The organism is Streptomyces antimicrobicus (genome assembly GCF_020532625.1).
Taxonomy (GTDB): domain Bacteria; phylum Actinomycetota; class Actinomycetes; order Streptomycetales; family Streptomycetaceae; genus Streptomyces; species Streptomyces antimicrobicus.
Map to the genome: position 1 here is coordinate 1 of NZ_JAJAUY010000006.1, position 23,260 is coordinate 23,260.

General features: G+C 73.7%; 22 protein-coding genes. 9 read left to right on the forward strand and 13 right to left on the reverse strand.

The window, feature by feature from the left end:
• Together LG632_RS02630 and kbpA are read right to left on the reverse strand one after the other, a co-directional pair.
• Positions 1-946: serine/threonine-protein kinase (locus LG632_RS02630; protein ID WP_226724720.1), on the reverse strand; the 946-nt coding region annotated here is incomplete at its 3' end.
• 103 nt (positions 947-1,049) lie between these two features.
• Positions 1,050-1,838, reverse strand: coding sequence for an AfsK-binding protein KbpA (kbpA, locus tag LG632_RS02635; protein WP_226724721.1), 789 nt, complete (start codon positions 1,836-1,838; stop codon positions 1,050-1,052).
• 219 nt (positions 1,839-2,057) lie between these two features.
• Here kbpA and LG632_RS02640 point away from each other — a divergent pair, with 219 nt between their 5' ends.
• Positions 2,058-2,705: a TetR family transcriptional regulator gene (locus tag LG632_RS02640; protein ID WP_226724722.1), complete on the forward strand. Its 648-nt coding sequence runs from the start codon at positions 2,058-2,060 to the stop codon at positions 2,703-2,705.
• A gap of 27 nt (positions 2,706-2,732) precedes the next feature.
• Here LG632_RS02640 and LG632_RS02645 read toward each other — a convergent pair whose 3' ends face one another.
• Both LG632_RS02645 and LG632_RS02650 read right to left on the reverse strand, forming a co-directional pair.
• On the reverse strand, positions 2,733-3,209 hold the full coding sequence (locus LG632_RS02645) for a nitroreductase family deazaflavin-dependent oxidoreductase (protein ID WP_226724724.1): 477 nt from the start codon (positions 3,207-3,209) through the stop codon (positions 2,733-2,735).
• Positions 3,209-4,471 (reverse strand): acyl-CoA dehydrogenase family protein, encoded by a 1,263-nt coding sequence (locus LG632_RS02650; protein WP_226724726.1) that lies wholly within the window; start codon positions 4,469-4,471, stop codon positions 3,209-3,211. Before LG632_RS02650 ends, LG632_RS02645 begins: the two co-directional genes overlap by 1 nt.
• A gap of 116 nt (positions 4,472-4,587) precedes the next feature.
• On the opposite strand from LG632_RS02650, the gene LG632_RS02655 reads away from it, so the two are divergent.
• From LG632_RS02655 to LG632_RS02670, 4 genes are all read left to right on the forward strand, one after another.
• Positions 4,588-5,763, forward strand: a complete 1,176-nt coding sequence (locus LG632_RS02655) for an acetyl-CoA acetyltransferase (protein WP_226724728.1) — start codon at positions 4,588-4,590, stop codon at positions 5,761-5,763.
• 63 nt (positions 5,764-5,826) lie between these two features.
• A complete protein-coding gene (locus LG632_RS02660; protein WP_226724729.1) occupies positions 5,827-6,504 on the forward strand; it encodes a pyridoxine/pyridoxamine 5'-phosphate oxidase in 678 nt (225 codons plus the stop codon).
• Between the two features lie 117 nt (positions 6,505-6,621).
• Positions 6,622-7,491 carry a helix-turn-helix domain-containing protein gene (locus LG632_RS02665; protein WP_226724731.1) on the forward strand — a complete coding sequence of 290 codons (870 nt, stop codon included), beginning with the start codon at positions 6,622-6,624 and terminating at the stop codon, positions 7,489-7,491.
• A complete protein-coding gene (locus LG632_RS02670) occupies positions 7,488-7,724 on the forward strand; it encodes a DUF397 domain-containing protein (protein ID WP_226724733.1) in 237 nt (78 codons plus the stop codon). Before LG632_RS02665 ends, LG632_RS02670 begins: the two co-directional genes overlap by 4 nt.
• 13 nt (positions 7,725-7,737) lie before the next feature.
• On the opposite strand, the gene LG632_RS02675 is transcribed toward LG632_RS02670, so the two are convergent.
• The 5 genes from LG632_RS02675 to LG632_RS02700 all read right to left on the reverse strand — a co-directional run bounded on the left by LG632_RS02675 (position 7,738) and on the right by LG632_RS02700 (position 13,177).
• Entirely contained in the window at positions 7,738-9,225 is a 1,488-nt protein-coding gene (locus LG632_RS02675; protein ID WP_226724735.1) for a CHAP domain-containing protein, read from the reverse strand.
• Between the two features lie 34 nt (positions 9,226-9,259).
• A complete protein-coding gene (locus LG632_RS30435) occupies positions 9,260-10,735 on the reverse strand; it encodes a peptidoglycan DD-metalloendopeptidase family protein (protein ID WP_308107822.1) in 1,476 nt (491 codons plus the stop codon).
• A 62-nt stretch (positions 10,736-10,797) separates the two neighbouring features.
• The gene (locus LG632_RS30440; RefSeq protein WP_308107824.1) at positions 10,798-12,108 is read right to left on the reverse strand and encodes a transglycosylase family protein; all 1,311 of its coding nucleotides are present in this window, start codon (positions 12,106-12,108) and stop codon (positions 10,798-10,800) included.
• Between the two features lie 167 nt (positions 12,109-12,275).
• A complete protein-coding gene (locus LG632_RS02695; protein WP_226724736.1) occupies positions 12,276-12,728 on the reverse strand; it encodes a Zn-ribbon domain-containing OB-fold protein in 453 nt (150 codons plus the stop codon).
• Positions 12,725-13,177, reverse strand: coding sequence for a DoxX family protein (locus LG632_RS02700; protein WP_226724738.1), 453 nt, complete (start codon positions 13,175-13,177; stop codon positions 12,725-12,727). The genes LG632_RS02695 and LG632_RS02700 overlap by 4 nt, the downstream gene beginning before the upstream one ends.
• A gap of 283 nt (positions 13,178-13,460) precedes the next feature.
• Here LG632_RS02700 and LG632_RS02705 point away from each other — a divergent pair, with 283 nt between their 5' ends.
• The 3 genes from LG632_RS02705 to LG632_RS02715 all read left to right on the forward strand — a co-directional run bounded on the left by LG632_RS02705 (position 13,461) and on the right by LG632_RS02715 (position 17,858).
• A complete protein-coding gene (locus tag LG632_RS02705) occupies positions 13,461-14,627 on the forward strand; it encodes a flavin-containing monooxygenase (protein WP_226724740.1) in 1,167 nt (388 codons plus the stop codon).
• Between the two features lie 164 nt (positions 14,628-14,791).
• Positions 14,792-17,026 carry an acetate--CoA ligase family protein gene (locus LG632_RS02710; RefSeq protein WP_226724742.1) on the forward strand — a complete coding sequence of 745 codons (2,235 nt, stop codon included), beginning with the start codon at positions 14,792-14,794 and terminating at the stop codon, positions 17,024-17,026.
• A gap of 31 nt (positions 17,027-17,057) precedes the next feature.
• Positions 17,058-17,858 carry an enoyl-CoA hydratase/isomerase family protein gene (locus LG632_RS02715; protein ID WP_226724744.1) on the forward strand — a complete coding sequence of 267 codons (801 nt, stop codon included), beginning with the start codon at positions 17,058-17,060 and terminating at the stop codon, positions 17,856-17,858.
• 323 nt (positions 17,859-18,181) lie between these two features.
• Here the strand turns inward: LG632_RS02715 and LG632_RS02720 are convergent, their stop codons facing one another.
• Positions 18,182-18,964, reverse strand: a complete 783-nt coding sequence (locus tag LG632_RS02720) for a VOC family protein (RefSeq protein WP_226724745.1) — start codon at positions 18,962-18,964, stop codon at positions 18,182-18,184.
• A gap of 199 nt (positions 18,965-19,163) precedes the next feature.
• Here LG632_RS02720 and LG632_RS02725 point away from each other — a divergent pair, with 199 nt between their 5' ends.
• Positions 19,164-19,766, forward strand: a complete 603-nt coding sequence (locus LG632_RS02725) for a flavin reductase family protein (protein ID WP_226724854.1) — start codon at positions 19,164-19,166, stop codon at positions 19,764-19,766.
• A gap of 237 nt (positions 19,767-20,003) precedes the next feature.
• Here LG632_RS02725 and LG632_RS02730 read toward each other — a convergent pair whose 3' ends face one another.
• The 3 genes from LG632_RS02730 to LG632_RS02740 are packed head-to-tail and all read right to left on the reverse strand — an operon-like array spanning position 20,004 to position 23,195.
• Entirely contained in the window at positions 20,004-21,071 is a 1,068-nt protein-coding gene (locus tag LG632_RS02730) for a Zn-dependent alcohol dehydrogenase (RefSeq protein ID WP_226724748.1), read from the reverse strand.
• Entirely contained in the window at positions 21,068-22,270 is a 1,203-nt protein-coding gene (locus LG632_RS02735; protein ID WP_226724750.1) for an acyl-CoA dehydrogenase family protein, read from the reverse strand. Before LG632_RS02735 ends, LG632_RS02730 begins: the two co-directional genes overlap by 4 nt.
• A gap of 13 nt (positions 22,271-22,283) precedes the next feature.
• Complete coding sequence (locus tag LG632_RS02740; protein WP_226724752.1) at positions 22,284-23,195, reverse strand: SDR family NAD(P)-dependent oxidoreductase; 912 nt, start codon at positions 23,193-23,195, stop codon at positions 22,284-22,286.
• Positions 23,196-23,260: the final 65 nt, after the last annotated feature.

Consider the following 23,260-nt stretch of genomic DNA (forward strand, 5'->3'; position numbering starts at 1 on the left):
GCGTCCCCGGCCCGCCGCCGGGCCCGCCCTGCGGGCCCAGGGTGCCGGTGCGGCCGCCGTTGCGGTGGTTCTCGATGAGGGCGACCGCGCGCGAGGGCAGCCACGCCGACGCGGTGCCGCTGTCGTCGCCGGCGGCGAACAGGTGCGGGGCCAGCTGCGCCTGGAGGTCGGCCGGCGTCGGCCGGGCCGTGGCGTCCATCTGCATGCAGGAGTCGATCAGCGGGCGCAGCTCGTCGGGCAGGCCCTCCAGGTTCGGTCCCTCGCGCAGCAGCATGAAGACCGTCTCCACCGGGTTGGCCCCGTGGTACGGCGGGTGGCCGGTCGCGGCGAAGACCAGGGTGGAGCCGAGCGAGAAGACGTCGCTGGAGCCCTTGACGCTGCGCGAGTCCTTGGCCTGCTCGGGCGACATGTACGCGGGGGTGCCGACGGCGACGTTGGTCATGGTCAGCCGGGTGTTGGAGATACCGCTGGCGATGCCGAAGTCGATCACCCGCGGCCCGTCCTCGACCACGAGCACGTTCGAGGGCTTGAGGTCGCGGTGGACCAGGCCCGCCCCGTGGATGGACTGCAGCGCCTCCGCGATCCCGGCGGCCAGCCAGCGCACGGCCTGCGCGGGCATCGGCCCGCACTCGTTGACGATCTCCTCCAGGGAGGGCGCCGGGACGTACGCGGTCGCCAGCCACGGCACGGCGGCCCGCGGGTCGGCGTCCACGACCGCGGCCGTGTAGAAGCCGGAGACGGCCCGGGCCGCCTCCACCTCCCGCGTGAAGCGCACGCGGAAGAGCTGGTCCTCGGCGAGCTCGGTCCGTACCGTCTTGATCGCGACCCGCCGGCCGGACGCCGACCGCGCGAGATAGACCAGCCCCATGCCGCCGGCGCCGAGCCGTCCCAGCACCTCGAAGGGGCCGATCCGTCTCGGGTCGTGCTGCGTCAGCTGCTCCACCACTCGCCTCACACCTCCCCGTACGGACCCGAGCCGGGCCCGCCACACCAGCCCGTGCAGCGTCTCACCGCCGGGCGCCGCCCGGGGTCGCGCAACCCCGATTCTGTCAGGCCTTCCCGTCCCCGGTTTCGGAGAGCAGGGCGAAGGCCGCCCCCTGATTGTCGGTGACCACCGCGATCCGCCCGTACGGGGTGTCGAAGGGGTCCGCCGTGACCCGTCCGCCCAGTCGGCGCACGTCCGCGGCGGTCCGGTCGCAGTCGGGGACCGCGAAGTAGACCAGGAAGTGCGCGGGCATCGCCTCGGGGAACGCGTCGGTGATCAGGCTACGGCCCATGACCGCGGTCTCGGGCCCCGGCACGCTGCCGGGCGGGGACCAGGTGCGGTACTCGGTGCCGGCGTCGTCCTGGTCCTGGGGCACGTAGCCGAAGACGGTGGCGTAGAAGACGTCGACCGCGTCCCGCGCCCGGGTGTAGAGCTCGCTCCAGCAGTACGTGTACGGCTCCATGCTGGCCTCGAAGCCGTGGTGGGTGCCGGGCTGCCAGAGCCCGAACACGGCCCCGCCCGGATCGGCGGCCATGGCCGCGACGCCGTACGGGCCGACCGGCATCGGGTCCATGACCATCTGGCCGCCGGCGGCGCGGATCCGGGCGGCGGCCGCGTAGGCGTCGGCGGTGTAGAGGTAGACGCCCCAGACGGTGGGCATGCGCCCGTCGGGCTTGGGGGCGAGGGCCGCCACGTTGCGGCCGTCGCGGTAGGCCTGGGTGTAGCCGCCGTACTGCCCGGAGCTCTCGCTGAAGGTCCAGCCGAACAGTTCGCCGTAGAAGCGCTTGCCCGCCTCGACGTCCGGAAGCGAGGCGTCCACCCAGCAGGGCGTGCCTTCTGCGAATGCGGCCATGGGCCCTTCCTTCCGTTCCGGGGCTGGTACCTACTGCTACGTACTGCTACCTACTGCCACGTACGCTGCTTATCCACCCTCCCGACATGATCTGCCCCCATATTGTCCACAGCCTGTTGACAGGCCTGTTCGGGGGACCCCGCCGCAGGCCAGGGGGCGGGTCACCCCATTTGCATGCGGCCGGATCGCGCCCCGATCACCCCTCGGTAAGCTGACGGCATGACAGGACAAGTACGCACCGTCGACGGCCGTGTCGCCGGCCGGCGCGGTCAGGCGACGCGGCAGAAGCTGCTCGACTGCCTCAGCGAGATGCTCAGCACCTCGCCGTACCGCGACGTCAAGGTCATCGACGTCGCCAGGAAGGCCGGCACCTCGCCCGCGACCTTCTACCAGTACTTCCCGGACGTCGAGGGCGCCGTCCTGGAGATCGCCGAGCAAATGGCCGCCGAGGGCGCGCAGTTGACCGCGCTCGTCGAGGGCCGCTCCTGGGCCGGCAAGTCGGGCTGGCAGGCCGCGGAGGAACTCGTCGACGGATTCCTGGACTTCTGGCGCCGCAACGACGCCATCCTGCGGGTCGTGGACCTCGGCGCGGCCGAGGGCGACAAGCGCTTCTACAAGATCCGCATGAAGATCCTGAACTCCGTCACCAACTCCCTCTCGGCGTCGATGCAGGAGCTCCAGGCCAAGGGCAGGCTCGACAAGGACCTCAGCCCCGCCGCCATGGCCGGCTCGATCGTCGCGATGCTCGCCGCGGTCGCCTCGCACCAGAAGGGGTTCCAGACCTGGGGCGTGAAGCAGGCCGAGCTCAAGCCGAACCTGGCGCTGCTCGTGCACCTGGGCATGACGGGCAAGAAGCCCTCCAAGTAACGGCGGACCCTGCCGGGTCCGCCGCGATCAGCGCCGTTCCAGCCGGAACAGCCTGATCTCCCGCTCGATCCGCGCCTGGTACGCCGCGTACGGCGGCCAGAACCGCAGCACCGCCTCCCACGCCGCCGCGCGCTCCGCGCCCTGGAGCAGCCGGGCCCGGACGTCGATGTCCCGCCCCTTCCAGCTCACCCGGGCGTCCGGGTTCTTGAGCAGGTTCGCGGTCCAGGCCGGGTGCCCGGGCCGGCCGAAGTTGGACCCGACCAGGATCCAGCTCGTCCCGCCCTCCTCGGGCATGCACGCCAGCGGCGTGGTGCGGGGCTCCCCGGTCCTGGCGCCCTTGGCGGTGAGGACCACCCCGGGCAGCATCCGGGCGCTGAGCAGGACCTTGCCGCGGGTGAGCCGGTGCACCGCCTTGTCGAGGGCGGGGACGAAGTGCGGGGCGACCTTCGCGAAGAGCGGTGTGGAGGACAGCCACTGCATCAGCTTCACGCCGGGTGCGGCCATCAGAGCACCACCCTCTCGCGGTGGACGCCGGTGGCGGTCGCGCCGGTGCTCGCGGCGACCGCGGCGCCGCCGGCCACGCCCGCCGGCCCCGGACCGAACAGCCCGGCCCGCTCGGCCGCGTGCGCGCGCAGCCGGTGGACCGGCCCGAACAGCAGCTCGTCGGCCGCCGCCCGCTTGAAGTACAGGTGCGCGTCGTGCTCCCAGGTGAAGCCGATCCCGCCGTGCAGCTGGATCGCCTCCCCGGCGCTCCCCCGCAGCGCCTGCAGCGCCTGGGCGAGCGCGAGCGGGCCCTGCTCGGGGTCCCAGGCCGCGTAGTACGCCGCCGAGCGGGCCGCCTGGACCTGTACGTAGAGGTCGGCCAGCCGGTGCTTGACCGCCTGGAACGAGCCGACGGCCCGCCCGAACTGCTCGCGCCGGCCCACGTACTCCACCGTCCGGGCCAGCGCCTGCCCGGCCGCGCCGACGGCCTCGGCGGCGAGCGCGGCCGCCGCGGTCCGGCCGGTGGCGGCCAGCGCCGCGAGCGCGTCCGCGTCCTCCTCCCCCAGCGGTTCGGCGGGTACGTCGCGCAGCTGGACCCGGCCCTGGGCCCGGGTCTCGTCCAGCGCGGTCTGCCGGGTCCGCACCAGCCCGGGCACGTCGCCGTCGGTGTCCCGGGCCCGTACGAGGAACAGCGCGGTCCGGCTGCGCGCGAAGCCGCCGGTGTGCGCGGCGACCAGCAGCAGCCCGGCCCGGTGCCCGTCGAGGACCTGGGCGGCCTCGCCGTACAGCCGCCAGCCGTCCTCCGTCCGGCGGGCCTGCACGCCCCCGGCCCGTCCGCCGCCGGCCCAGTCGCCCTCGGTGTTCTCACCGGTCAGGGCGAGGGCGGTGGCCAGCGCGGTGCCGGGGACGGCGAGCGCGGCGGTGAGGGAGCCGTCGGCGAGCCCGGGCAGCAGGGCCGCCCGCTGGGCCGCGGTCCCCAGCGCCGTGACCAGCGGCGTCACCAGCACGGCGGTGGCCAGCAGCGGCGAGGGCAGCAGCACCCGCCCGGCCTCCTCGCAGGCGAGCGCCAGGTCGGTGGGGGTGCAGCCGACCCCGCCGTACTCCTCGGCGACGGCCGTGCCGGGCAGCCCCAGCACCTGTGCGAGCTGCTGCCACAGCTCGCGGTCGTACCCGGCGGCGGTCCGTACGGCGGCCTTGACCTCGTCCGGTCCGCAGCGCTTGCCCAGGATCTCGCGCAGGGTGCGGCGCATCTCGTCCTGCTCCGCGGTGAAGGCGGCGTCCATCGGCGGGCTCCTCCCCGTAACTGACGGGCCGTCATATTAGGCTCGGCCCCCACCGATGCCCAGAGGGCGGCCCCGGCCGATACCCGCACCGACAGATCTGATGTACCGTCAGATTCATGCCTGCACCCACGCCCCGCCGCAAGGTCGCTGTCGTCGGCGTCGCCCTCTCGGACTGCGGCAAGGTCGACGGCCCGACCCCCTACGCCCTGCACGCCCAGGCCGCCCGCCGCGCCCTCGCCGACTCCGGCCTGGACCGCTCGGTGATCGACGGCCTCGCCTCCGCCGGGCTCGGCACCCTGGCCCCGATCGAGGTCGCCGAGTACCTGGGCCTGCGCCCCACCTGGGTGGACTCCACCTCGGTCGGCGGCTCCACCTGGGAGGTGATGGCCGCCCACGCGGCCGACGCCGTCGCGGCGGGCCACGCCGACGCGGTCCTGCTCGTCTACGGCTCCACCGCCCGCGCCGACATCAAGGCCCGCCGGCGCACCTCCAACCTCTCCTTCGGCGCCCGCGGCCCGCTCCAGTTCGAGGTGCCCTACGGCCACACGCTGGTGGCCAAGTACGCGATGGCGGCCCGGCGGCACATGCACGAGTACGGCACCACCCTGGAGCAGCTCGCCTCGGTGGCCGTCCAGGCCCGCGCGAACGCCGCCACCAACCCGCAGGCCATGTACCGCGACCCGATCACGGTCGAGGACGTGCTCGCCGCCGAGATGATCGCCGACCCCTTCACCAAGCTGCACTGCTGCATCCGCTCCGACGGCGGCTGCGCGGTCCTGCTCGCCGCCGAGGAGCTGGTCCCCGACACGGCCAGCACCCCCGTGTGGGTGCTCGGCCACGGCACCGCCGTCTCGCACACCACCATGTCCGAGTGGCCCGACTTCACCGTCTCCCCGGCGGCCGCCTCCGGCCGCCAGGCCTTCGCCCGGGCCGGCCTGACCCCGGCCGACGTGGACCTCGCCCAGATCTACGACGCCTTCACCTACATGACCCTGGTGACCCTGGAGGACCTCGGCTTCTGCGCCAAGGGCGAAGGCGGGGCCTTCGTGGAGAAGGGCCGCCTGCTGCGCGACGGCGACCTGCCGGTCAACACCGACGGCGGCGGCCTGTCCGCCTGCCACCCGGGCATGCGGGGCCTGTTCCTCCTGGTCGAGGCCGTCCGCCAGCTGCGCGGCGAGGCGGGCGCCGGCCAGGTCCGCAGGCGCGACGGCAGCCTGCCCGAGGTCGCCGTCGCCTCCGGCACCGGCGGCTGGTTCTGCTCCTCGGGCACCCTCCTGCTCGGCCGCGGCTAGATCCCGCCGCGCACCGTCACCGCCGAGCACCGGCCACCCGCCCCATGGTGTTCGATGGACGCCATGAGCAGCGAAGAGCCCCTCGACGACTTCCACGCCGCCCTGCGCGCCGCCCGCGTGTGGGACATCGAACTCCCGCGCTTCGACCCGGCCGACGCCCCCGCCGACCCCGTCGCCCTCTTCCGGCAGTGGTTCGTGCACGCCGCGAAGGCGGGCCAGCCGGAGCCGCACACCATGTCCCTGGCCACGGCGGACGAGGCCGGCCGCCCCGACGTGCGCACGCTGATGCTGCACGACGCCGACGCCCGCGGCTGGCACTTCGCCTCGCACTCCACCAGCGCCAAGGGCCGCCAGCTGGCGGCCCGTCCGGAGGCGGCCCTCGGCTTCTACTGGCCGGCCGTCGCCCGCCAGGTGCGCGTCCGCGGCCGGGTCACCGCCGCCGGCCCCGAGGTCAGCCGCGCCGATCTGGCCGTCCGCTCGCGCGGCGCCCTGGCCGCCGCGCTGACCGGCCACCAGAGCGAGGTCCTGGACTCCCCCGAGGAACTGGCCCGCGCCTCGGCCGCCGCCTGGGAACGCGCCGGCGCCGAACCGGACGCACCGGCCCCGACCTGGACGGCGTACGTCCTGGAACCCGACCGCGTCGAGTTCTTCCAGGGCGACGCGATGCGCCGGCACGTACGGCTGCGCTACCGCCGCACACCCGACGGCCACGGCTGGGCCACGGAACTCCTCTGGCCCTAGCGGCACGTGGGACCAGTGCCATGTCACTCAATTCGGCCAACTCCCTCACAGAGCGTCGCCGGACCGTCCTACGCTGATTCCTCCGGTACGGGCTGTACGGACGAGGGCGGATCAGCCATGAACGACCTGTCACCACGCGAAGAACGACCCGAGCGCCCGCTGGAGGTGGATGGGACGGCCCATCTCTTCCGCACCCTGGGCAAACAGATCAAGACGCTGCGCGAACTGATGGGGCTCACCCAGAAGGAACTGGCGCAGCGGATGCACGTCAGCGAAGACCTCGTCGGCTCCATCGAGCGGGGCGTACGGCTCCCGCAGGTGGACTTCCTGGAACGGGCGGACGTGGTCCTGGAGGCCAGGGGGTTGCTCCTGGCGTCGGTGGAGGAGGTACGGGAGGCGCTCAAGAAGGCCCGGGCTCGGCACCCGGACTGGTTCCGGGACTATGCCAACGCGGAGGCCGAGGCCAAGGCCCTCCACTACTACGGCCACCAGGGCGTGCCTGGAATGCTCCAGACCGAAGCCCATGCAAGGGCGATCTTCACCGCGTATCGCCCACTGCTTGACGAGGCGACCATCGAGAAGCGCGTGGCAGACCGTCTCGACCGGCAGCAGCTCTTCGCACGCTGGCCCTCGCCCACCTTCAGCTTCGTGCTCGACGAGAACCTACTGATGCGCGAAGTGGGCGGCAGAGAGGCTCACATCGTGCAGCTGCACCGGTTTCTGGAGATCGGCCGTCTACGGACGGTCGAACTCCAGGTGATCCCGTTCGGGCGGGGTGTGCACGCCGCCATGGAGGGTTCATTCACCCTCCTGCACCCCAAGGGCCGTCATCAAGTGGCCTACACGGAGACGTATGGCTATCCCCGCCTTCTCACCGGTCCAGACGAGGTAAGGATCTTCAGCGAGCGCTATGGAATCATCCGGGCAGGGGCGCTCAGCCCTGATGAGTCCCTCGCCCTGATTGAGAAGAAGCTGGGAGAGCTATGAACACCACCGAGCCGTCCTGGTTCAAGAGCAGCTACAGCGGCGGTGAAGGCGGCGAGTGCGTCGAAGTTGCTTACGCCTGGCGGAAGTCCAGCTACAGCGGCGGCTCCGGCGGCGAATGCGTAGAGGTGGCGGCCTGCCCCACCACCATCCACGTCCGCGACTCCAAGAACCCGGCAGGCCCCCGGCTGAATGTCTCGCCGGAGGCCTGGACCGCCTTCGTCAGCGCCCGCTAGGGGCGCGCCGGGTTCAGTTGTAGGTGCCGGTGATGGCGATGCCGGTGCGGGTGCCGGAGACCCCCGTCAGGTCGACGGTGCCCGTGCCGGACCAGGTGGCGTTGGTGTGGCGGATGGTGTGCAGGACCCGGCCGTCCGCGGTGACCATGGCCACCTGGAGCTCGCCCTCGATCGCCGCCGCGGCGACGTCGGTCACGGTCGTGCTCGGCACGATCCCGGCGAGGCTGTTGAAGCCGGTCCAGGTACCGCTGCCGTAGCGGGCGCCGTGGAACTGCTGCGTGCCGCCGTTGGCGGTCACGACGAACTGGAGGTCGCCGTTCCCGGTCCCGGCGACCGCCACGTCGTCGATCCGGCTGATCCCGGCCGCCCCGGCACCCGCCGCGGCCGAGGCGTCGCCCCAGGCCGTCCACGTGCGGTCCGCGTGCCGGATCGCGTGCCGCAGCACACCCGTGTCCGACAGCGCCACCACCTGGAGCTCGTCGCCGGTGCGGCCGACGGCGACCTTGGTCACCGGGCTGCCTCCGGGCTGGCCGAGGGTGCCGAACTTGTCCCAGGTGCCGTCCGCGTGCCGGATCGTGTGGTAGGCCGTGCCGCCCGCGACGACCGCCACGTGCAGGTCGGAGCCGATGGAGACGGCCGTGACCTGGGTGACGCCGGTCAGCTCGCCCGCCTCGGTGTGGACGTCGCCGAAGCCAGCCCATTCCCGGTCGGCGAAGCGGATGGTGTGGTACAGGCGGCCGTCGTTGCTGACCGCGAGGACGTGGGTGTCGCCGTTGACGCCCGCCTCGGCGATGCTCCGCACGCCGCTGGGGACCTCGCCCGCGACGTTCTCGACGTTGCCGAAGTCCGTCCAGGTGCGGTCGGCGTTGCGGACGGCGTGGAAGACGTTGCCGCCGGCCTCGACGGCGACCTGGGCCCGCCACTCCTTCGGCTCGGCCGGCGGCTTCGGCGCGGGCGGGGCCGTGTCGGGGATGCCCGTGGGCGAGACGAAGGCGAGGGCCCGGCCCGCGCCCGGGTTGGTGTACGTACGCCAGTTGAACCAGTCCTTGAACGAGACCTTGCCGCTCTCGTTGCCGCCGACCGTCTGGATCTTCGTACCGTCCGAGGAGACGCCGACCACGAGGCTGACGTGGTTCGCCTCGCCGGAGACCGAGCCGTCGTCGTCCCACAGGACGGCGTCGCCGACCTGGGGGCCGCTGGTGTGCAGGGTGCCGTTCTTCGAGCCGTACGAGTAGAAGCTCGCGGCGGCGGCGTTGAGGCCGGTGGTGTTGGCGCCGGCCTGCTTCCAGACCCACCGGGAGAACTCGGCGCACCAGGCGCGGGGGTAGGCACAGCCGTAGTACGGCGTGCAGTTGTTGCCGATCTGGCTGCGGGCTATGTCGGCGACGCGGGGGGCGTCCGCCGCGGCCGAGCCGGCGGCGGCGATCCCGAGGACGGGCGCGAGGACCGAGACGGCGAGGAGGGCGCGGCCGCTGAGGTGGCGGGTGCGGGTGCGGGACATGGTGGAGGGAGTCCTTCGGGGCGGCGTGGTCGGGTCAGCTGTAGGTGCCGGTGACGGCGATGCCGGTGCGGGTGGCGGGGACGCCGGTGAGGTCGACGGTTCCGGTCTCCGACCAGGTGGCGTTGGTGTGGCGGATGGTGTGCAGGACGCGGCCGTCGGCCGTGACCATCGCCACCTGGAGCTCGCCCTCGATCGCCGCCGCGGCGACGTCGGTCACGGTCGTGCTCGGCACGATCCCGGCGAGGGAGTTGAAGCCGGTCCAGGTGCCGCTGCCGTAGCGGGCGCCGTGGAACTGCTGCGCGCCGCCGTTGGCCGTCACGACGAGCTGGAGGTCGCCGTTGCCGGTCCCGGCCACGGCCACGTCGTCGATCCGCGCGATCCCGGCGGCGGTGGCACCCGCCGCGGCCGAGGCGTCGCCCCAGGCCGTCCAGGTGCGGTCCGCGTGCCGGATCGCGTGCCGCAGCACGCCCGTGTCCGACAGCGCCACCACCTGGAGCTGATCACCGGTCCGGGCGATCTCCACCTTCGCCACCGGAGCACCACCCGGCCGACCCAGGCTGCCGAACGCGTCCCACGTGCCGTCCGCGTGCCGGATGGTGTGGTGGACCGTGCCGTCGGCGACGACGGCCACGTGCAGCTCGGTGCCGATCGAGGCCGCGGACACCTGCGTCACGTTCGCCAGCGCGCCCGCCACCGCGCCGACGTCACCGAAGTCGGTCCACGACCGGTCGTCGAAGCGGATGGAGTGGTACAGCTTGCCGTCGTTGCCGACCGCGAGCAGGTGGGTGTCGCCGTTGATGCCCGCCTCGGCGATGTCACGGGCGCCGCTGGGCACCTCGCCCGCCGCGCTCTCGACGTTGCCGAAGTCCGTCCAGGTGCGGTCCGCGTTGCGCAGGGCGTGGTAGAGGCCGCCGCCCGCCTGGACCGCCACCTGGGCCCGCCACTCCTTGGGCTGGGCGGGCGGCTGCGGGGGCTCCTGGGCGCAGTTCTGGCTGGTCAGGGTCGCACCGCCGGAGAACGGGCTGCCGTTGAAGACGGACTGCTTGACCTGGCCGTTGTAGCGCTGCTCGTAGTGCAGGTGCGGGCCGGTGGAGTTGCCGGTGCTGCCGACGACGCCGATCTTCTGGCCGCGCGTGACGCGGGTGCCGGCGGTGACGTCGTAGTCGTTGAGGTGCGCGTAGAGGGTGGTGTGGCCGCCGCCGTGGTCGATGACGACGTACTTGCCGTAACTGCCCGACAGCGTCACCGCCTTGGAGACGGTGCCGTCGGCGCTGGCGGTCACGGGCTGGTTCAGGGTGCCCTCGCGGCGCGTCCAGTCGATGGCGAGCGGGGAGGGGCTGTGACCGGCCCGGGTGACGCCGGTCCAGGACTGGCCGCAGCTGAAGGGCATCTGGTAGCCGGGCCCGGCGGCGTAGGAGGGCGTGGCGGCGAAGGCCAGCAGGCCGGAGGCGAAGACGGCGGCACCGGCGACGGAGGTCACGGCACGACGGGTGAAGGGGCGACGGGTCATGGGTGGGGAAGTCCTTGAGCGAGAGGGGGTGGTGGTGGAGAGGCGCCGACGGGCGGAGGGCGTCAGCTGTAGGTGCCGGTGACGGCGATGCCGGTGCGGGTGCCGGGGACACCGGTCAGGTCGACCGTTCCGGCCGGGGACCAGGTGGCGTTGGTGTGGCGGATGGTGTGCAGGACGCGGCCGTCGGCCGTGACCATCGCCACCTGGAGCTCGCCCTCGATCGCCGCCGCGGCGACGTCGGTCACGGTCGTGCTCGGCACGATCCCGGCGAGGGAGTTGAAGCCGGTCCAGGTGCCGCTGCCGTAGCGGGCGCCGTGGAACTGCTGCGCGCCGCCGTTGGCCGTCACGACGAGCTGGAGGTCGCCGTTGCCGGTCCCGGCCACGGCCACGTCGTCGATCCGCGCGATCCCGGCGGCGGTGGCACCCGCCGCGGCCGAGGCGTCGCCCCAGGCCGTCCAGGTGCGGTCCGCGTGCCGGATCGCGTGCCGCAGCACGCCCGTGTCCGACAGCGCCACCACCTGGAGCTGATCACCGGTCCGGGCGATCTCCACCTTCGCCACCGGAGCACCACCCGGCCGACCCAGGCTGCCGAACGCGTCCCACGTGCCGTCCGCGTGCCGGATGGTGTGGTGGACCGTGCCGTCGGCGACGACGGCCACGTGCAGCTCGGTGCCGATCGAGGCCGCGGACACCTGCGTCACGTTCGCCAGCGCGCCCGCCACCGCGCCGACGTCACCGAAGTCGGTCCACGACCGGTCGTCGAAGCGGATGGAGTGCAGGAGCCGGCCGGTGCCGTTCACCGCGAGCACGTGCGTGTCGCCGTTGATCCCGGCCTCGGCGAGGTCGCGCACGCCGCCGGGCACGGAGCCGGCCGCGGCGGAGACGTCACCGAACCGGGTCCAGGTGCCGTTGTCGAACCGGCTCGCGTGGAACAGGCCCTGCCCGGCCTCGACCAGCACCTGCGTCTTCCACGACGGGGCCGGGGTGGGGACGGTCGGCGCGTCCGGGTAGGGGTCGGCGTGGTCGCGGCCGAGACCGGCCACCTGACCGCAGTGCGGCCAGGCCCCCGGCCCCTGGCCGGCCAGGACCCGCTCGGCGGTGAGGATCTGCTCCTTCTTGCTCGCCTGGTGCGGGTAGGCGGCGTACTGCGTGCCGCCGTACGCCCGCCAGGTGGACAGCGAGAACTGCAGCCCGCCGTAGTAGCCGTTGCCGGTGTTGATGCTCCAGTTGCCGGAGCTCTCGCACTGGGCGACCTTGTCCCACGTCGCCACGCTGGCGGCGGACGCGGGGCCGGTGCCGGCCGCGCAGAGCAGCAGGGTCGAGCCGACGGCCGCGGTGGCGGTGAGCGTGGCGAGGCGCCTGAAGGCAGGCATGCGGGTCCCCCGTAGATCTGTCACATGGTGGTGCGGATGCGGATGAGGTGCTGCGGGGCGCCTGCTGGCGGCGCCGGTGTGACAGATCATCTCCGCAGGTCAGCGGGGTATCCAGGGTCGGCGGGTGGCCGGAACAGCCCTTGGCCGCAACCGTCCTGCCGCCGCGCTCAGGGGGTGGGCGCGGGCCGGAAGAGGGGGACGCTCACCCCCTCGGCGAGGTCCCGGAAGGTGACTTGTAGGGCCATGCCGACGCGGAGGGCGGCGGGGTCGGGGCAGTCGACCACCTCGGTCATCATCCGCGGTCCCTCGGCGAGTTCCACGACGGCGGCGACGTACGGCACCCGCCCGCCGAACGGCGGCAGGTCGTTGCGGTGGACGACGGACCAGGTGTACAGCGAGGCCAGTCCACTGGCCGGGCGCCACGTGACCTGCTCCTCCCCCGCCCAGCAGTGGGGGCAGAACTCGCGCGGGTAGTGGTGGGTCCGCCCGCACGCGGCGCAGTACCGCAGCAGCAGCGCCCCCTCGCGGGCGGCGTCCCAGTAGGGCCGGGTGAACGCGTCGATCTCGGGCAGGTCGAAGGACGGGGCGGGGGCGGCGGCGCGCGCCGCGGGCGTGTTCACAGGAAGAGCCCCGCCGCCGCGTCGAGGGACCAGACCTGCCAGCTCATGGTGAACAGCGAGACCACCGAGATGAGGGCCATCATCGCGTTCTGCCCCTGTTCGGCCCAGTCGTGGATCATCAGCACGAGGTAGAGCAGGTTCAGCAGCAGACCGCCGACCAGCGCGACGGGCGTGAGGAACCCGGCGACGAGACCGAGTCCGACGGCCAGCTCCGCGTACACGACGACGTACGCCATCAGCCGGGGCCGGGGCTCGACCACCTGCCGGAAGCCCCGGGTGACGAAGCCCCACCGGTGCTTGCCGGCCACCTCGGCGGCCCACGCGATGCCCGTGCCGCGCTCGAACCAGCCCTTCTTGTCCTTGTGCCGCCAGCTCTCCAGCCACCACAGCCCGAGCCCGATCCGGAGCACAGCGCCCCACTCGACCCCACTGAGCCACACGGTCCGCATCCCCGTCCCCACCGCCCTCCACCGCGCGCACTTATCTGACGGTACGTCAGTTCAGCCGATCGCGGCCGATCCCGCAAGGCCGGTGGGCGCGATCGGTCGGGGGATGCGATCGAGCGGGGGGATGTGATCGAGCGGGGGAGGCGGGACCGACCGGGGAGTGCGATCGAGCGGGGGAGGCGCGATCGACCGGGGTGCCGATCAACCGGGAGGCGTGATCGATCCGCAATCGGATCCCCGCCCGACCGAGACCCAACGGCGCCCCACGCCGATACGCTCACTGCTCATGCCTGGAGCGCCCACCGAGCCCGACCTGATGAGCACGCAGCCGCGTCCCGTGTACGTGATCGGTGCCGGGCCCGCCGGGCTCGCCGCGGCCGCCGCGCTGCGCGGGCGCGGGGTGCGCGCCGTGGTCGTGGAGAAGGCCGACGCCGTCGGCGACTCCTGGCGGCGCCACTACGACCGGCTGCGCCTGCACACCACCCGCCGGCTGTCCGCCCTGCCGGGGCTGGCGGTGCCGCGCCGGTTCGGGCGCTGGGTGGCCCGCGCCGACGTGGTCCGCTACCTGGAGAAGTACGCCGAGTTCCACGAGCTGGAGATCGTCACCGGCGTCGAGGTGCACCGCGTCGAACGCGCTGCCGACGGCGCCGGCTGGACCCTGTACGCCAGCGGCGGCCGGGAACTGGCCGCAAGTGCCGTGGTCGTGGCCACCGGCTTCAACCACACCCCCCGCCTGCCGGACTGGCCCGGCCGCGACACCTTCACGGGCCGCCTCGTGCACGCGTCGGCGTACCGCAACGCCGCCCCCTACACCGGCCAGGACGTCCTGGTCGTCGGCGTCGGCAACACCGGCGCCGAGATCGCCGTCGACCTCGCCGAGGGGGGCGCCGCCCGCGTGCGGCTGGCCGTACGCACCGCCCCGCACATCGTGCGCCGCTCCACCTTGGGCTGGCCCGCCCAGCGCACCGGCATCCTGGTGCGCCGCCTGCCGGTGCGCCTGGTGGACCGGCTCGGGGCGCTGGTGGCCCGGATCTCCGTGCCCGACCTGTCCGCGTACGGGCTCCCGCGGCCCACCACCGGCCTGTACAGCCGCGTCCGGCAGGGCGCGATACCCGTGCAGGACGTCGGCCTGATCGACGCCGTCCGCGCCCGCCGGGTGCTGCCGGTGGCCGCGGTGGAGGCCTTCGACGGCGCCGAGGTCGTCCTCGCCGACGGCTCCCGCGTCACTGCGGACGCGGTGATCGCGGCCACCGGCTACGTCCGCGGGCTGGAGCCGCTCGTCGGCCACCTGGGCGTCCTGGACGGGCGCGGCCGCCCCACGGCCCACGCCCCCCGCAGCCCGGCCGGGGCGCCGGGACTGTACTTCGTCGGGTACACCAATCCCATCTCGGGCATGTTCCGGGAACTGGCCCTGGACGCCCGCAAGCTCGCCCGGGCCCTCGCCCGCCGGTAGCGCGCGCCGGACCGGCCCGGCCAGGGGTCCCCGTCCGCGGCCCCTGCCCGCGGGCCGCGGCATCTTTCCCGCGCAGCCCTGTTCCTGACGGCGTGTCAGTTCAGTAATCTGACTACGCGTCAGTATACGAGTTGAGAGTCATCGAGCAGGAGCGGGCGGCAACGATGCTTGGATCTACTCACGGCACCCTCACCACCGACTTCCGCGCACGCGTCGAGGCCTGCGGGGAGACGCCCCGGACGGCCGTCCACTCCACGACGGGCCCGGCCGCCACGGCCGACGGCGCCGTGGACGTCAGCGGACGGCCCCTGACCGCCGACGTGCCCGACCTGGACCGGTTCTTCCGGCCCGAGTCCGTGGCCGTCATCGGCGCCTCCGACGCCGAGGGCCGACCCAACACCGGCATCACCCGCCAGCTCATGGCCTGGGCCGAGCGCGTCGGCGCCCGGCTGCACCCCGTCCACCCCACCCGCGCCTCCGTGTTCGGGCTGCCCTGCCGCACCTCCGTGGCCGACCTGCCCGAACCCGTCGACCTCGCGGTCCTGCTCGTCGCCGACCCGCTTCCGGTGATCGAGGAGCTCGCCGAGGCCAAGGTCAAGTTCGCCGTCGCCTTCGCCTCCGGCTTCGCCGAGACCGGCGAGGCGGGCGCCGCCGCCCAGACCCGGCTGGCCGCCGCGGTCAGGCGCTCCGGGATGCGGCTGCTGGGCCCGAACACCAACCTCAACGCCTTCCAGGAGTTCCGCGAGGACCTCGACGGCCCCGCCATCGCCCTGATCACCCAGTCCGGGCACCAGGGCCGGCCCCTCTACGCCCTCCAGGAACTCGGCATCCGGCTGTCCCACTGGGCCCCCACCGGCAACGAGGCCGACCTGGAGACCGCCGACTTCATCTCCTACTTCGCCGGGCGGCCCGAGGTCGGGGCGATCGCCTGCTACGTGGAAGGCCTCAAGGACGGCCGCTCCTTCCTGCTGGCCGCCGACCGGGCCGCGCGCAGCGGCGTACCCGTGGTGGCCGTCAAGGTCGGCCGCACCGAGGCGGGCGCCCGGACGGCCGCCTCCCACACCGGCAAGCTGACCGGCGCGGACACCGTCGTGGACGCCGCCCTGCGGCAGTTCGGGGTGATCCGCGTCGACGGCCTGGACGAACTCCAGGACACCGCCGCCCTGCTGGCCCGCGCCCGGCGCCCGCAGGCGGACGGGGTGGTCGTCTACTCCATATCCGGCGGCACCGGCGCCCACTTCTGCGACCTCGCCACCGAGGCGGGTCTGCACCTGCCGACCCTCTCCCCGGCCAAGCAGGACGAACTGCACCAGTGGATCCCCGCGTACCTGAACGTGGCCAACCCCGTGGACAACGGCGGCCACCCCGTCGGCGACTGGCGCGGCCGCAAGATCATCGACGCGATCCTCGCCGACCCCGCCGTCGGCGTCCTGATCTGCCCCATCACCGGGCCCTTCCCCCCGATGAGCGACAAGCTGGCACAGGACCTGGTGGACGCGGCCGAGCAGACCGACAAGCTGATCTGCGTGGTGTGGGGCTCGCCCGTCGGCACCGAGGAGGCCTACCGCACCACCCTCCTCGGCTCCTCCCGCGTGGCCACCTTCCGCACGTTCGCCAACTGCATCACCGCCGTCCGCGCCTACTTCGACCACCACCGCTTCACCAGCGGCTACCGCTCCCCCTTCGCCGACGCCCCCCGCACGCCCTCGCCGTCGTACCGCAAGGCACAGGCCCTGATGCGGCCGGGCCAGCAGCTCAGCGAGCACGCCGCGAAGCAGCTGCTGCGCGCGTACGGCATCCGGGTGCCGCGCGAGCAACTGGTCACCAGCGCGGCCGCGGCCGTCCGCGCCGCCGGCCTGGTCGGCTACCCGGTCGTCATGAAGGCCTCGGGCCCGCAGCTGGCCCACAAGACCGAACTGGGCCTGGTGAAGGTGGGGCTCACCTCGGCCAGCCAGATCCGCGACGCCTACCGCGAACTGACCGACATCGCCCGCTACGAGGACGTCCCCCTGGACGGCATCCTCGTCTGCCAGATGGTCGAGCGCGGCGTGGAGATGGTCGTGGGCGTCACCCAGGACGAGCTGTTCGGCCCGACCGTGACCGTCGGCCTGGGCGGCGTGCTCGTGGAGGTCCTGCGCGACGCCGCCGTGCGCGTCCCGCCCTTCGGCGAGGACCAGGCCCGGGCCATGCTGACCGAGCTGCGCGGGCACGCCCTCCTGGAGGGCGTCCGGGGAGCGCCCCCGGCCGACGTGGACGCCCTGGTCGAGGTGGTCCTGCGCGTCCAGCGCATGGCCCTGGAGCTCGGCGACTGCCTCAGCGAGCTCGACGTCAACCCCCTGATGGTCCTCCCCCGGGGCCAGGGCGCGGTCGCCCTGGACGCCCTGGCGATCTGCCGCTGACACCCGCCCACACGACGGGAGCACCCTTGCCATGACCGACTCCGCCCGGACGGTACGGCACACCACGGACCACGGGGTGGCGTGGATCACCCTCGACCGCCCCGAGGCCATGAACGCCCTGACCTGGGACCAGCGCGAACGCATCATCGCCCTGCTCGCCGACGCCTCCGCCGACCCCGCCGTACGGGCCGTGGTGATCACCGGCACCGGCAAGGGCTTCTGCGCGGGCGCCGACCTGCGCGGAGCGCCCCGGACCGGCGGTGACCGGGTCGCCGGGGACGTCGCGCGGATGATCCGCGAGGGCGCCCAGCGCTTCATCACCGCGGTGCTGGACTGCGAGAAACCGGTGATCGCCGCGGTGAACGGCACGGCGGCCGGGATCGGCGCCCATCTGGCCTTCGCCTGCGACCTGGTCCTCGCGGCGGACAGCGCACGGTTCATCGAGGTCTTCGCCCGCCGCGGCCTGGTGCCCGACGGCGCCGGCGCCTACCTGCTGACCCGCCTGGTCGGCCCGCAGAAGGCCAAGGAACTCATGTTCTTCGGCGACGCCCTGCCGGCCGCGGAGGCGGCCCGCATCGGCCTGGTCAACGCCGTGGTCCCGGCCGCCGAGCTGCACGCCACCGCCACCGCCTGGGCCCACCGCCTGGCCGAGGGCCCCACCCGGGCCCTGGTGCTGACCAAGCAGCTGGTCAACGCCGCCCTGGACACCGACCGCACCACCGCCCTGGCGGCCGAGGCCACGGCCCAGGAACTGAACATGACCACGACCGACGCCACGGAGGGCATAGCGGCCTTCACGGAACGCCGCCCCCCGAAATTCCGCGGCACCTGACCGCCCCCCGCCCCGGGCCGGGGCGCCGGGCCCCTGGGCCTCGGCCCAGGGCCGGGGCGCGGGGGCTCAACCTCCCCCCTGGACCCAGGCCGGGCCGGGGGCGCAGGGTGGGGGTGTCCGGGACGTAAAGCGTGATTTGTGGCGTGCCCGCTGCGCGTGATGTGGAATCGGCCGGGACCGCCATAAATCATGCAGTCCCGGATACCCCCACCCGGAGCCGCCGGCCCCCCGAAGCCACCCAGACCCTCAGGCGGCCAGACCCCAGGCCACACCACGCGGCAGGACCGGAGCCAAGCCCGGCCGGGCAGGAGCCCGAGCCAGGCCTAGGCCTGGCGAGGGTTCGGCTTGAGCACCGCGAACACGGCCCCCGCCGGATCCGCAAGCCACGAGATCCGCCCCACCTCCGGCACATCCGCCGGAGGCATCAGCACCTGCCCCCCGTGCACGGTCACCGCCGCCGCCACCGCATCGGCGTCCGCCACGGCGAAGTACGGCACCCACCGCGCGTCCCGCTGCCCCTCCTGCAGGGGTGCCACCCCGCCGAACGAGGCCTCCTCCAGCTCCCCGTCGGCCGTGCTCAGCACCCGGTACGTCATCCCGGGCGCGTCCATCTCCTGCGACCGCCACCCGAACAGCGCCCCGTAGAACCCGATCGCCGCCTCCGGCTCGGGCACGTGCAACTCGACCCACACCAGCGCGTCGTCCTCGGAGGCCCGCTCCAGCCCCTTGGTCCGGCCCGGCTGCCAGACGGCGAACTCGGCCCCCTGCGGGTCGGTGAACTGCGCCATCCAGCCCTCACCCATCACGTCCATCGGTTCGGCCCGTACGGCCCCGCCGCGCGCGACCACCTCGTTGCGGGTGGCCTGGACGTCGTCGGACCGGAAGTAGACCATCCACGCGGGCCGGGCCCCCTCCTCGCCGAGCTTGCCGAGCGCCCCGACGGTCCTGCCGCCCTTCTGCAGGAAGCCGTAGCCGCCGGCCTCGGGCCCGGCGCTCATGAACTCCCACCCGAACACCGCCGAGTAGAACGCGAACGCCCGGTCGATGTCGGGGCTGCCGAGGTCGATCCAGTTGGGTGAGCCGACCCGGAAATCGGTGCCGAGCATGCGATGCCTCCTACGGGTGACGGTTGCGCGACCTCCGCCACCATGCCGACACGCGGCCCGGGCCCCGGCGCAGCGGCCCCACCGCGACCTGCCGTTTCACCCGGGCGGCGCAACGGCGGGTCGCGGCGCGACCGGGCGCACGGCCCTTCCTATCTGACGCACCGTCAGCTTCAATGGCGGTGTGATGGGACACGCAGGGATGGCGGCCACCGTCGTCCGATACCTCAGGTCCGCCGGTCGGCCGACCACGCAGCCCGGGGCGGTCGACCCGCACCCCCGGCCCGATCTGCGGGCCGTGCGGGAGGACGAGCGGGCCCCCGTCGGCCCGGCCGAGTTCCGGTCGGTGCTCGGCAACTTCGCCAGCGGCGTCACCGTGATCACCGCCCCGGCGGCCGAGGGCGAGGACGGCCCGGCGGGCTTCGCCTGCCAGTCCTTCGCCTCGCTGTCCCTGGACCCCCCGCTCGTGACGTTCATGGTGGCCCGTACGTCGACCACCTGGCCGCGGATCGCCCGCGCGGGCGTGTTCTGCGTCAACATCCTCGGGGCCGAACAGGGGGAGCTGTGCCGCGCGTTCGCGGTGAGCGGGGCCGACAAGTTCGCGGGCGTGGAGCACGGTCCGGCGCCGGCGACCGGCGCGCCCCGCCTGGACGCCGTACCGGCCTGGATCGACTGCCGCATCCACGCCGTCCACACCGGCGGGGACCACCTCATCGTGGTGGGGCGGGTGGAGGCGATGGGGGCCAGCGGCGAGGGGGAGCCGCTGGTGTTCCACAAGGGGCGGTTCGGGCGGTTCGTGCCGTAGCTCCGGCGGGCGGCGGCTTCGGGTGGGCCGGCGGCTCCGGGTAGGGGTGTCCGGGACTGCATGATTTATGGCGGTCCCAGCCGATTCCACATCACGCGCAGCGGGCACGCCACAAATCACGCTTTACGTCCCGGACACCCCCACCCTGCGCCCCCGGCCCCGCGGCGGGAACCAGCCCCCGGCACAGCCCCCCGCCCCCGCGGCGGGAGCCGGGGGCGCCGGGCCGGCCGGGGGCGGTCAGAAGGTCAGGACCGCGCGGGCCACTCGGCCCGCCTTGGCGTCGGCCGCCGCCTTGGTGAAGTCCTCCATCGTGTAGACCTGGGTCACCAGCTCGTCCAGCAGCAGGCGGCCCTCCCGGTAGAGCCGGGCGTACAGCGCGATGTCGTGCTGGGGGCGGGAGGAGCCGTAGCGGCAGCCCAGGACGGACTTGTCCAGGTACAGGGAGGAGACCTGGAAGGACGCCTCCTCGGTGAAGCCGGGTACGCCCAGCAGGACCGCCTGGCCGTGCCGGTCCAGGAGGTCGATCGCCCGGCGGATGAGCTCGACGTGGCCCACGCACTCGAACGTGTGGTCCGCCCCGGTCGGCAGGACCTCCTTCACCGCCGCCACGCTGTCCGCCACCGCCGAGGCGTCCACGAAGTGCGTCGCCCCGAACTGCCGGGCCACCGCCTCCTTCGCCGGGTTGGCGTCCACCGCCACGATCACCGAGGCACCGGCCAGGCGGGCGCCCTGGAGGACGTTGAGGCCGATGCCGCCGGTGCCGATGACCACGACCGTCTCGCCGTGGCCGACCCGGGCCCGGTTGAGGACCGCCCCGACGCCCGTCAGCACCCCGCAGCCGATCAGCGCGGCGGACGTCAGCGGGATGTCGGACGGGATCTTCACGGCCTGGACCGCCTTGACGATCGTCCGCTCCGCGAAGGCCGAGTTCGAGGCGAACTGGAACAACGGCTTCCCGCCTCGCGAGAACGGCTGTCCCGGCATGCCGATCGCCTTGCGGCACATCGTCGGCCGGCCCCGGTCGCAGTCGGCGCAGGCGCCGCAGTTGGCCAAGGTGGACAGCGACACATGGTCACCGGGCGCCACGTGCGTCACGCCCGCACCCACCGCTTCCACCACGCCCGCGCCCTCGTGCCCCAGCACCACCGGCGGCGGGAACGGGATCGTCCCGTCCATCACCGACAGGTCGCTGTGGCACAGCCCCGCCGCCGCGATCGCGACGAGCACCTCCCCCGGCCCCGGTTCCCGGATCTCCAGATCGTCGACCACCTGCGCCTGCTTGCCGTCGAACACGACGCCTCTCACCTGGGCTCCTTCGGCAGGCCGAGCACCCGCTCGGCGATGATGTTGCGCTGGATCTCGTCCGAGCCGCCGTAGATCGTGTCGGCGCGGGTGAAGAGGAACAGCCGCTGGGCCTCGTCCAGCGGGTAGGGGTCCTGCGGTGTCCAGTCGCGGGGGCCGGCGGTCGCCGCCGCCCCCCGGACCGCCACCGCCAGTTCACCCAGGCGCCGGTGCCAGCCGCCCCACAGCAGCTTGGCCACGCTGGGCGCCCCCGGGTCCTCGGGGCCGCCGCCGAGGGTGCGCAGCGCGTTCCAGCGCATGGTGCGCAGCTCCGCCCACTGCCGCACCAGCCGCTCCCGCAGCACCGGGTCGGCGGAGGTGGGCGAGGCGAGGAAGGCGCCGACGACGCGTTCGAGTTCGGCGGCGAAGCCGATCTGCTGGACCAGGGTGGACACGCCGCGTTCCAGGGCCAGCAGCCCCATGGCGACGGTCCAGCCGTTGCCCTCGCCGCCGACCACCTCCTCGGCCACCGCCCCGTCGAGGAACACCTCGTTGAACTCGCTGGTCCCCGACATCTGCCGGATCGGCCGGACCTCGATCCGGCCCGGCTGGTCCATGGGGACGAGCAGGAAGGACAGCCCGTGGTGGCGCCGGGAGCCCGGCTCGGTGCGGGCCAGGACGAAGCACCAGTCGGCCTCCCGGGCGAGCGAGGTCCAGATCTTCTGGCCGGTCACCCGGTAGGTGCCGGCCGCCGTGCGCCGCGCGGCCGTACGGATCCCGGCCAGGTCCGAGCCGGCGTCGGGTTCGCTGTAGCCCTGGCACCACAGCTCCTCGCCGCGCGCGACGGGCGGCAGGAAGCGGCTGCGCTGCTCCTGGCTGCCGTACGCCAGCAGGGTCGGGGCGAGCAGGTTCTCGCCGATGTGGCCGACCCGGGCAGGGGCGCGCAGCCGGGCGTACTCCTCGGCCCACACGACCTGCTGGGTCAGGCTCGCGCGCCGCTGGCCGTACGCGCCCTCGGGCGCCTGCCAGCCCAGTCCGATCCAGCCGGCCCGCCCCAGTTCGCGTTCCCACTCCCGGCGGGCGCCGCCGCCCTCGTGCTCGCTGCCGGGGCCGCCGAGCCCGGCCGCGTGGGCGTACGGGCCGCCGCCGGTCAGCCGTTCGGCGAGCCAGTCACGGGCCCGCCGCCGGAACTGCTCCTCCTCCGCACCGAACCCGAAGTCCACCGGGCCGCCCCCTCTACGCGTTGGGGCGGTCCTTGGCGGCCGCCGCCTTCGCCATGGCCTCCAGCTGGGCCAGCATCGGCATGGGGTCGGTGCCCACCGTGCCCGGGAGGAAGTCGGCGATCTTCTGCGGGGTCCAGGAGCCCTCCGCGTAGCCGGCGCGCAGCTCGCGCGGCTGGGCCCAGACGGCGATCTTGGGGCCGGCGATCGTGTAGACCTGCCCGGTGATGCCCTCGGCGCGGGCGCGTTCGCTGAGCAGGTACGTCACCAGCGCGGCCACGTCCTCCGGCTCGCCGATCTCCTTGAGCTCCATGGGGACGTTGGCGGACATCCGGGTCCGGGCCACCGGCGCCACGGCGTTGGCGGTGACCCCGTACTTGTGCAGGCCGAGCGCCGCGGAGCGGACCAGGGAGATGATCCCGCCCTTGGCGGCGGAGTAGTTGGCCTGGGCCACCGAGCCCTGGTGGTTGCCGCTGGTGAAGCCGATGAGGGTGCCGGTGCCCTGCTTGCGCATGACGGCGGAGGCGGCGCGGAAGACGGTGAAGGTGCCCTTGAGGTGGGTGGCGACGACGGGGTCCCACTCCTCCTCGGTCATGTTGAACAGCATCCGCTCGCGCAGGATGCCCGCCACGCACACGACCCCGTCGAGGCGTCCGTAGTGCTCGACGGCGGTGTCCACCACGCGCCGGCCGCCCGCCATGGTGGAGATGTCGTCGGCGACCGCGAGGGCCTGCCCGCCCGCCGCGAGGATCTCCTTCACCACGCCGTCGGCGATCTCGCTGGTCGGCTCGCCGCCCTCGATCGAGACGCCGTAGTCGTTGACGACGACCTTGGCGCCCTCGGCGGCGGCGGCCAGCGCGACGGCCCGGCCGATGCCGCGGCCGGCGCCGGTGACGGCCACGACCTTGTCTGCCAAGAAGTTCCCCACGTCCCGCCCCTTCCCGGGTTTTCTGACGGACCGTTAGATTTTAGGGGCAGTGCGACGGCCGCGCA

Excerpts from the sequence above, each read along its gene's own strand:
- kbpA (WP_226724721.1), bottom strand. The coding sequence starts at position 1,838 with ATGGCCGCATTCGCAGAAGGCACGCCCTGCTGGGTGGACGCCTCGCTT.
- LG632_RS02640 (WP_226724722.1), top strand. The coding sequence starts at position 2,058 with ATGACAGGACAAGTACGCACCGTCGACGGCCGTGTCGCCGGCCGGCGC.
- LG632_RS02645 (WP_226724724.1), bottom strand. The coding sequence starts at position 3,209 with ATGGCCGCACCCGGCGTGAAGCTGATGCAGTGGCTGTCCTCCACACCG.
- LG632_RS02650 (WP_226724726.1), bottom strand. The coding sequence starts at position 4,471 with ATGGACGCCGCCTTCACCGCGGAGCAGGACGAGATGCGCCGCACCCTG.
- LG632_RS02655 (WP_226724728.1), top strand. The coding sequence starts at position 4,588 with ATGCCTGCACCCACGCCCCGCCGCAAGGTCGCTGTCGTCGGCGTCGCC.
- LG632_RS02660 (WP_226724729.1), top strand. The coding sequence starts at position 5,827 with ATGAGCAGCGAAGAGCCCCTCGACGACTTCCACGCCGCCCTGCGCGCC.
- LG632_RS02665 (WP_226724731.1), top strand. The coding sequence starts at position 6,622 with ATGAACGACCTGTCACCACGCGAAGAACGACCCGAGCGCCCGCTGGAG.
- LG632_RS02670 (WP_226724733.1), top strand. The coding sequence starts at position 7,488 with ATGAACACCACCGAGCCGTCCTGGTTCAAGAGCAGCTACAGCGGCGGT.
- LG632_RS02675 (WP_226724735.1), bottom strand. The coding sequence starts at position 9,225 with ATGTCCCGCACCCGCACCCGCCACCTCAGCGGCCGCGCCCTCCTCGCC.
- LG632_RS30435 (WP_308107822.1), bottom strand. The coding sequence starts at position 10,735 with ATGACCCGTCGCCCCTTCACCCGTCGTGCCGTGACCTCCGTCGCCGGT.
- LG632_RS30440 (WP_308107824.1), bottom strand. The coding sequence starts at position 12,108 with ATGCCTGCCTTCAGGCGCCTCGCCACGCTCACCGCCACCGCGGCCGTC.
- LG632_RS02700 (WP_226724738.1), bottom strand. The coding sequence starts at position 13,177 with ATGCGGACCGTGTGGCTCAGTGGGGTCGAGTGGGGCGCTGTGCTCCGG.
- LG632_RS02705 (WP_226724740.1), top strand. The coding sequence starts at position 13,461 with ATGCCTGGAGCGCCCACCGAGCCCGACCTGATGAGCACGCAGCCGCGT.
- LG632_RS02710 (WP_226724742.1), top strand. The coding sequence starts at position 14,792 with ATGCTTGGATCTACTCACGGCACCCTCACCACCGACTTCCGCGCACGC.
- LG632_RS02715 (WP_226724744.1), top strand. The coding sequence starts at position 17,058 with ATGACCGACTCCGCCCGGACGGTACGGCACACCACGGACCACGGGGTG.
- LG632_RS02720 (WP_226724745.1), bottom strand. The coding sequence starts at position 18,964 with ATGCTCGGCACCGATTTCCGGGTCGGCTCACCCAACTGGATCGACCTC.
- LG632_RS02725 (WP_226724854.1), top strand. The coding sequence starts at position 19,164 with ATGGCGGCCACCGTCGTCCGATACCTCAGGTCCGCCGGTCGGCCGACC.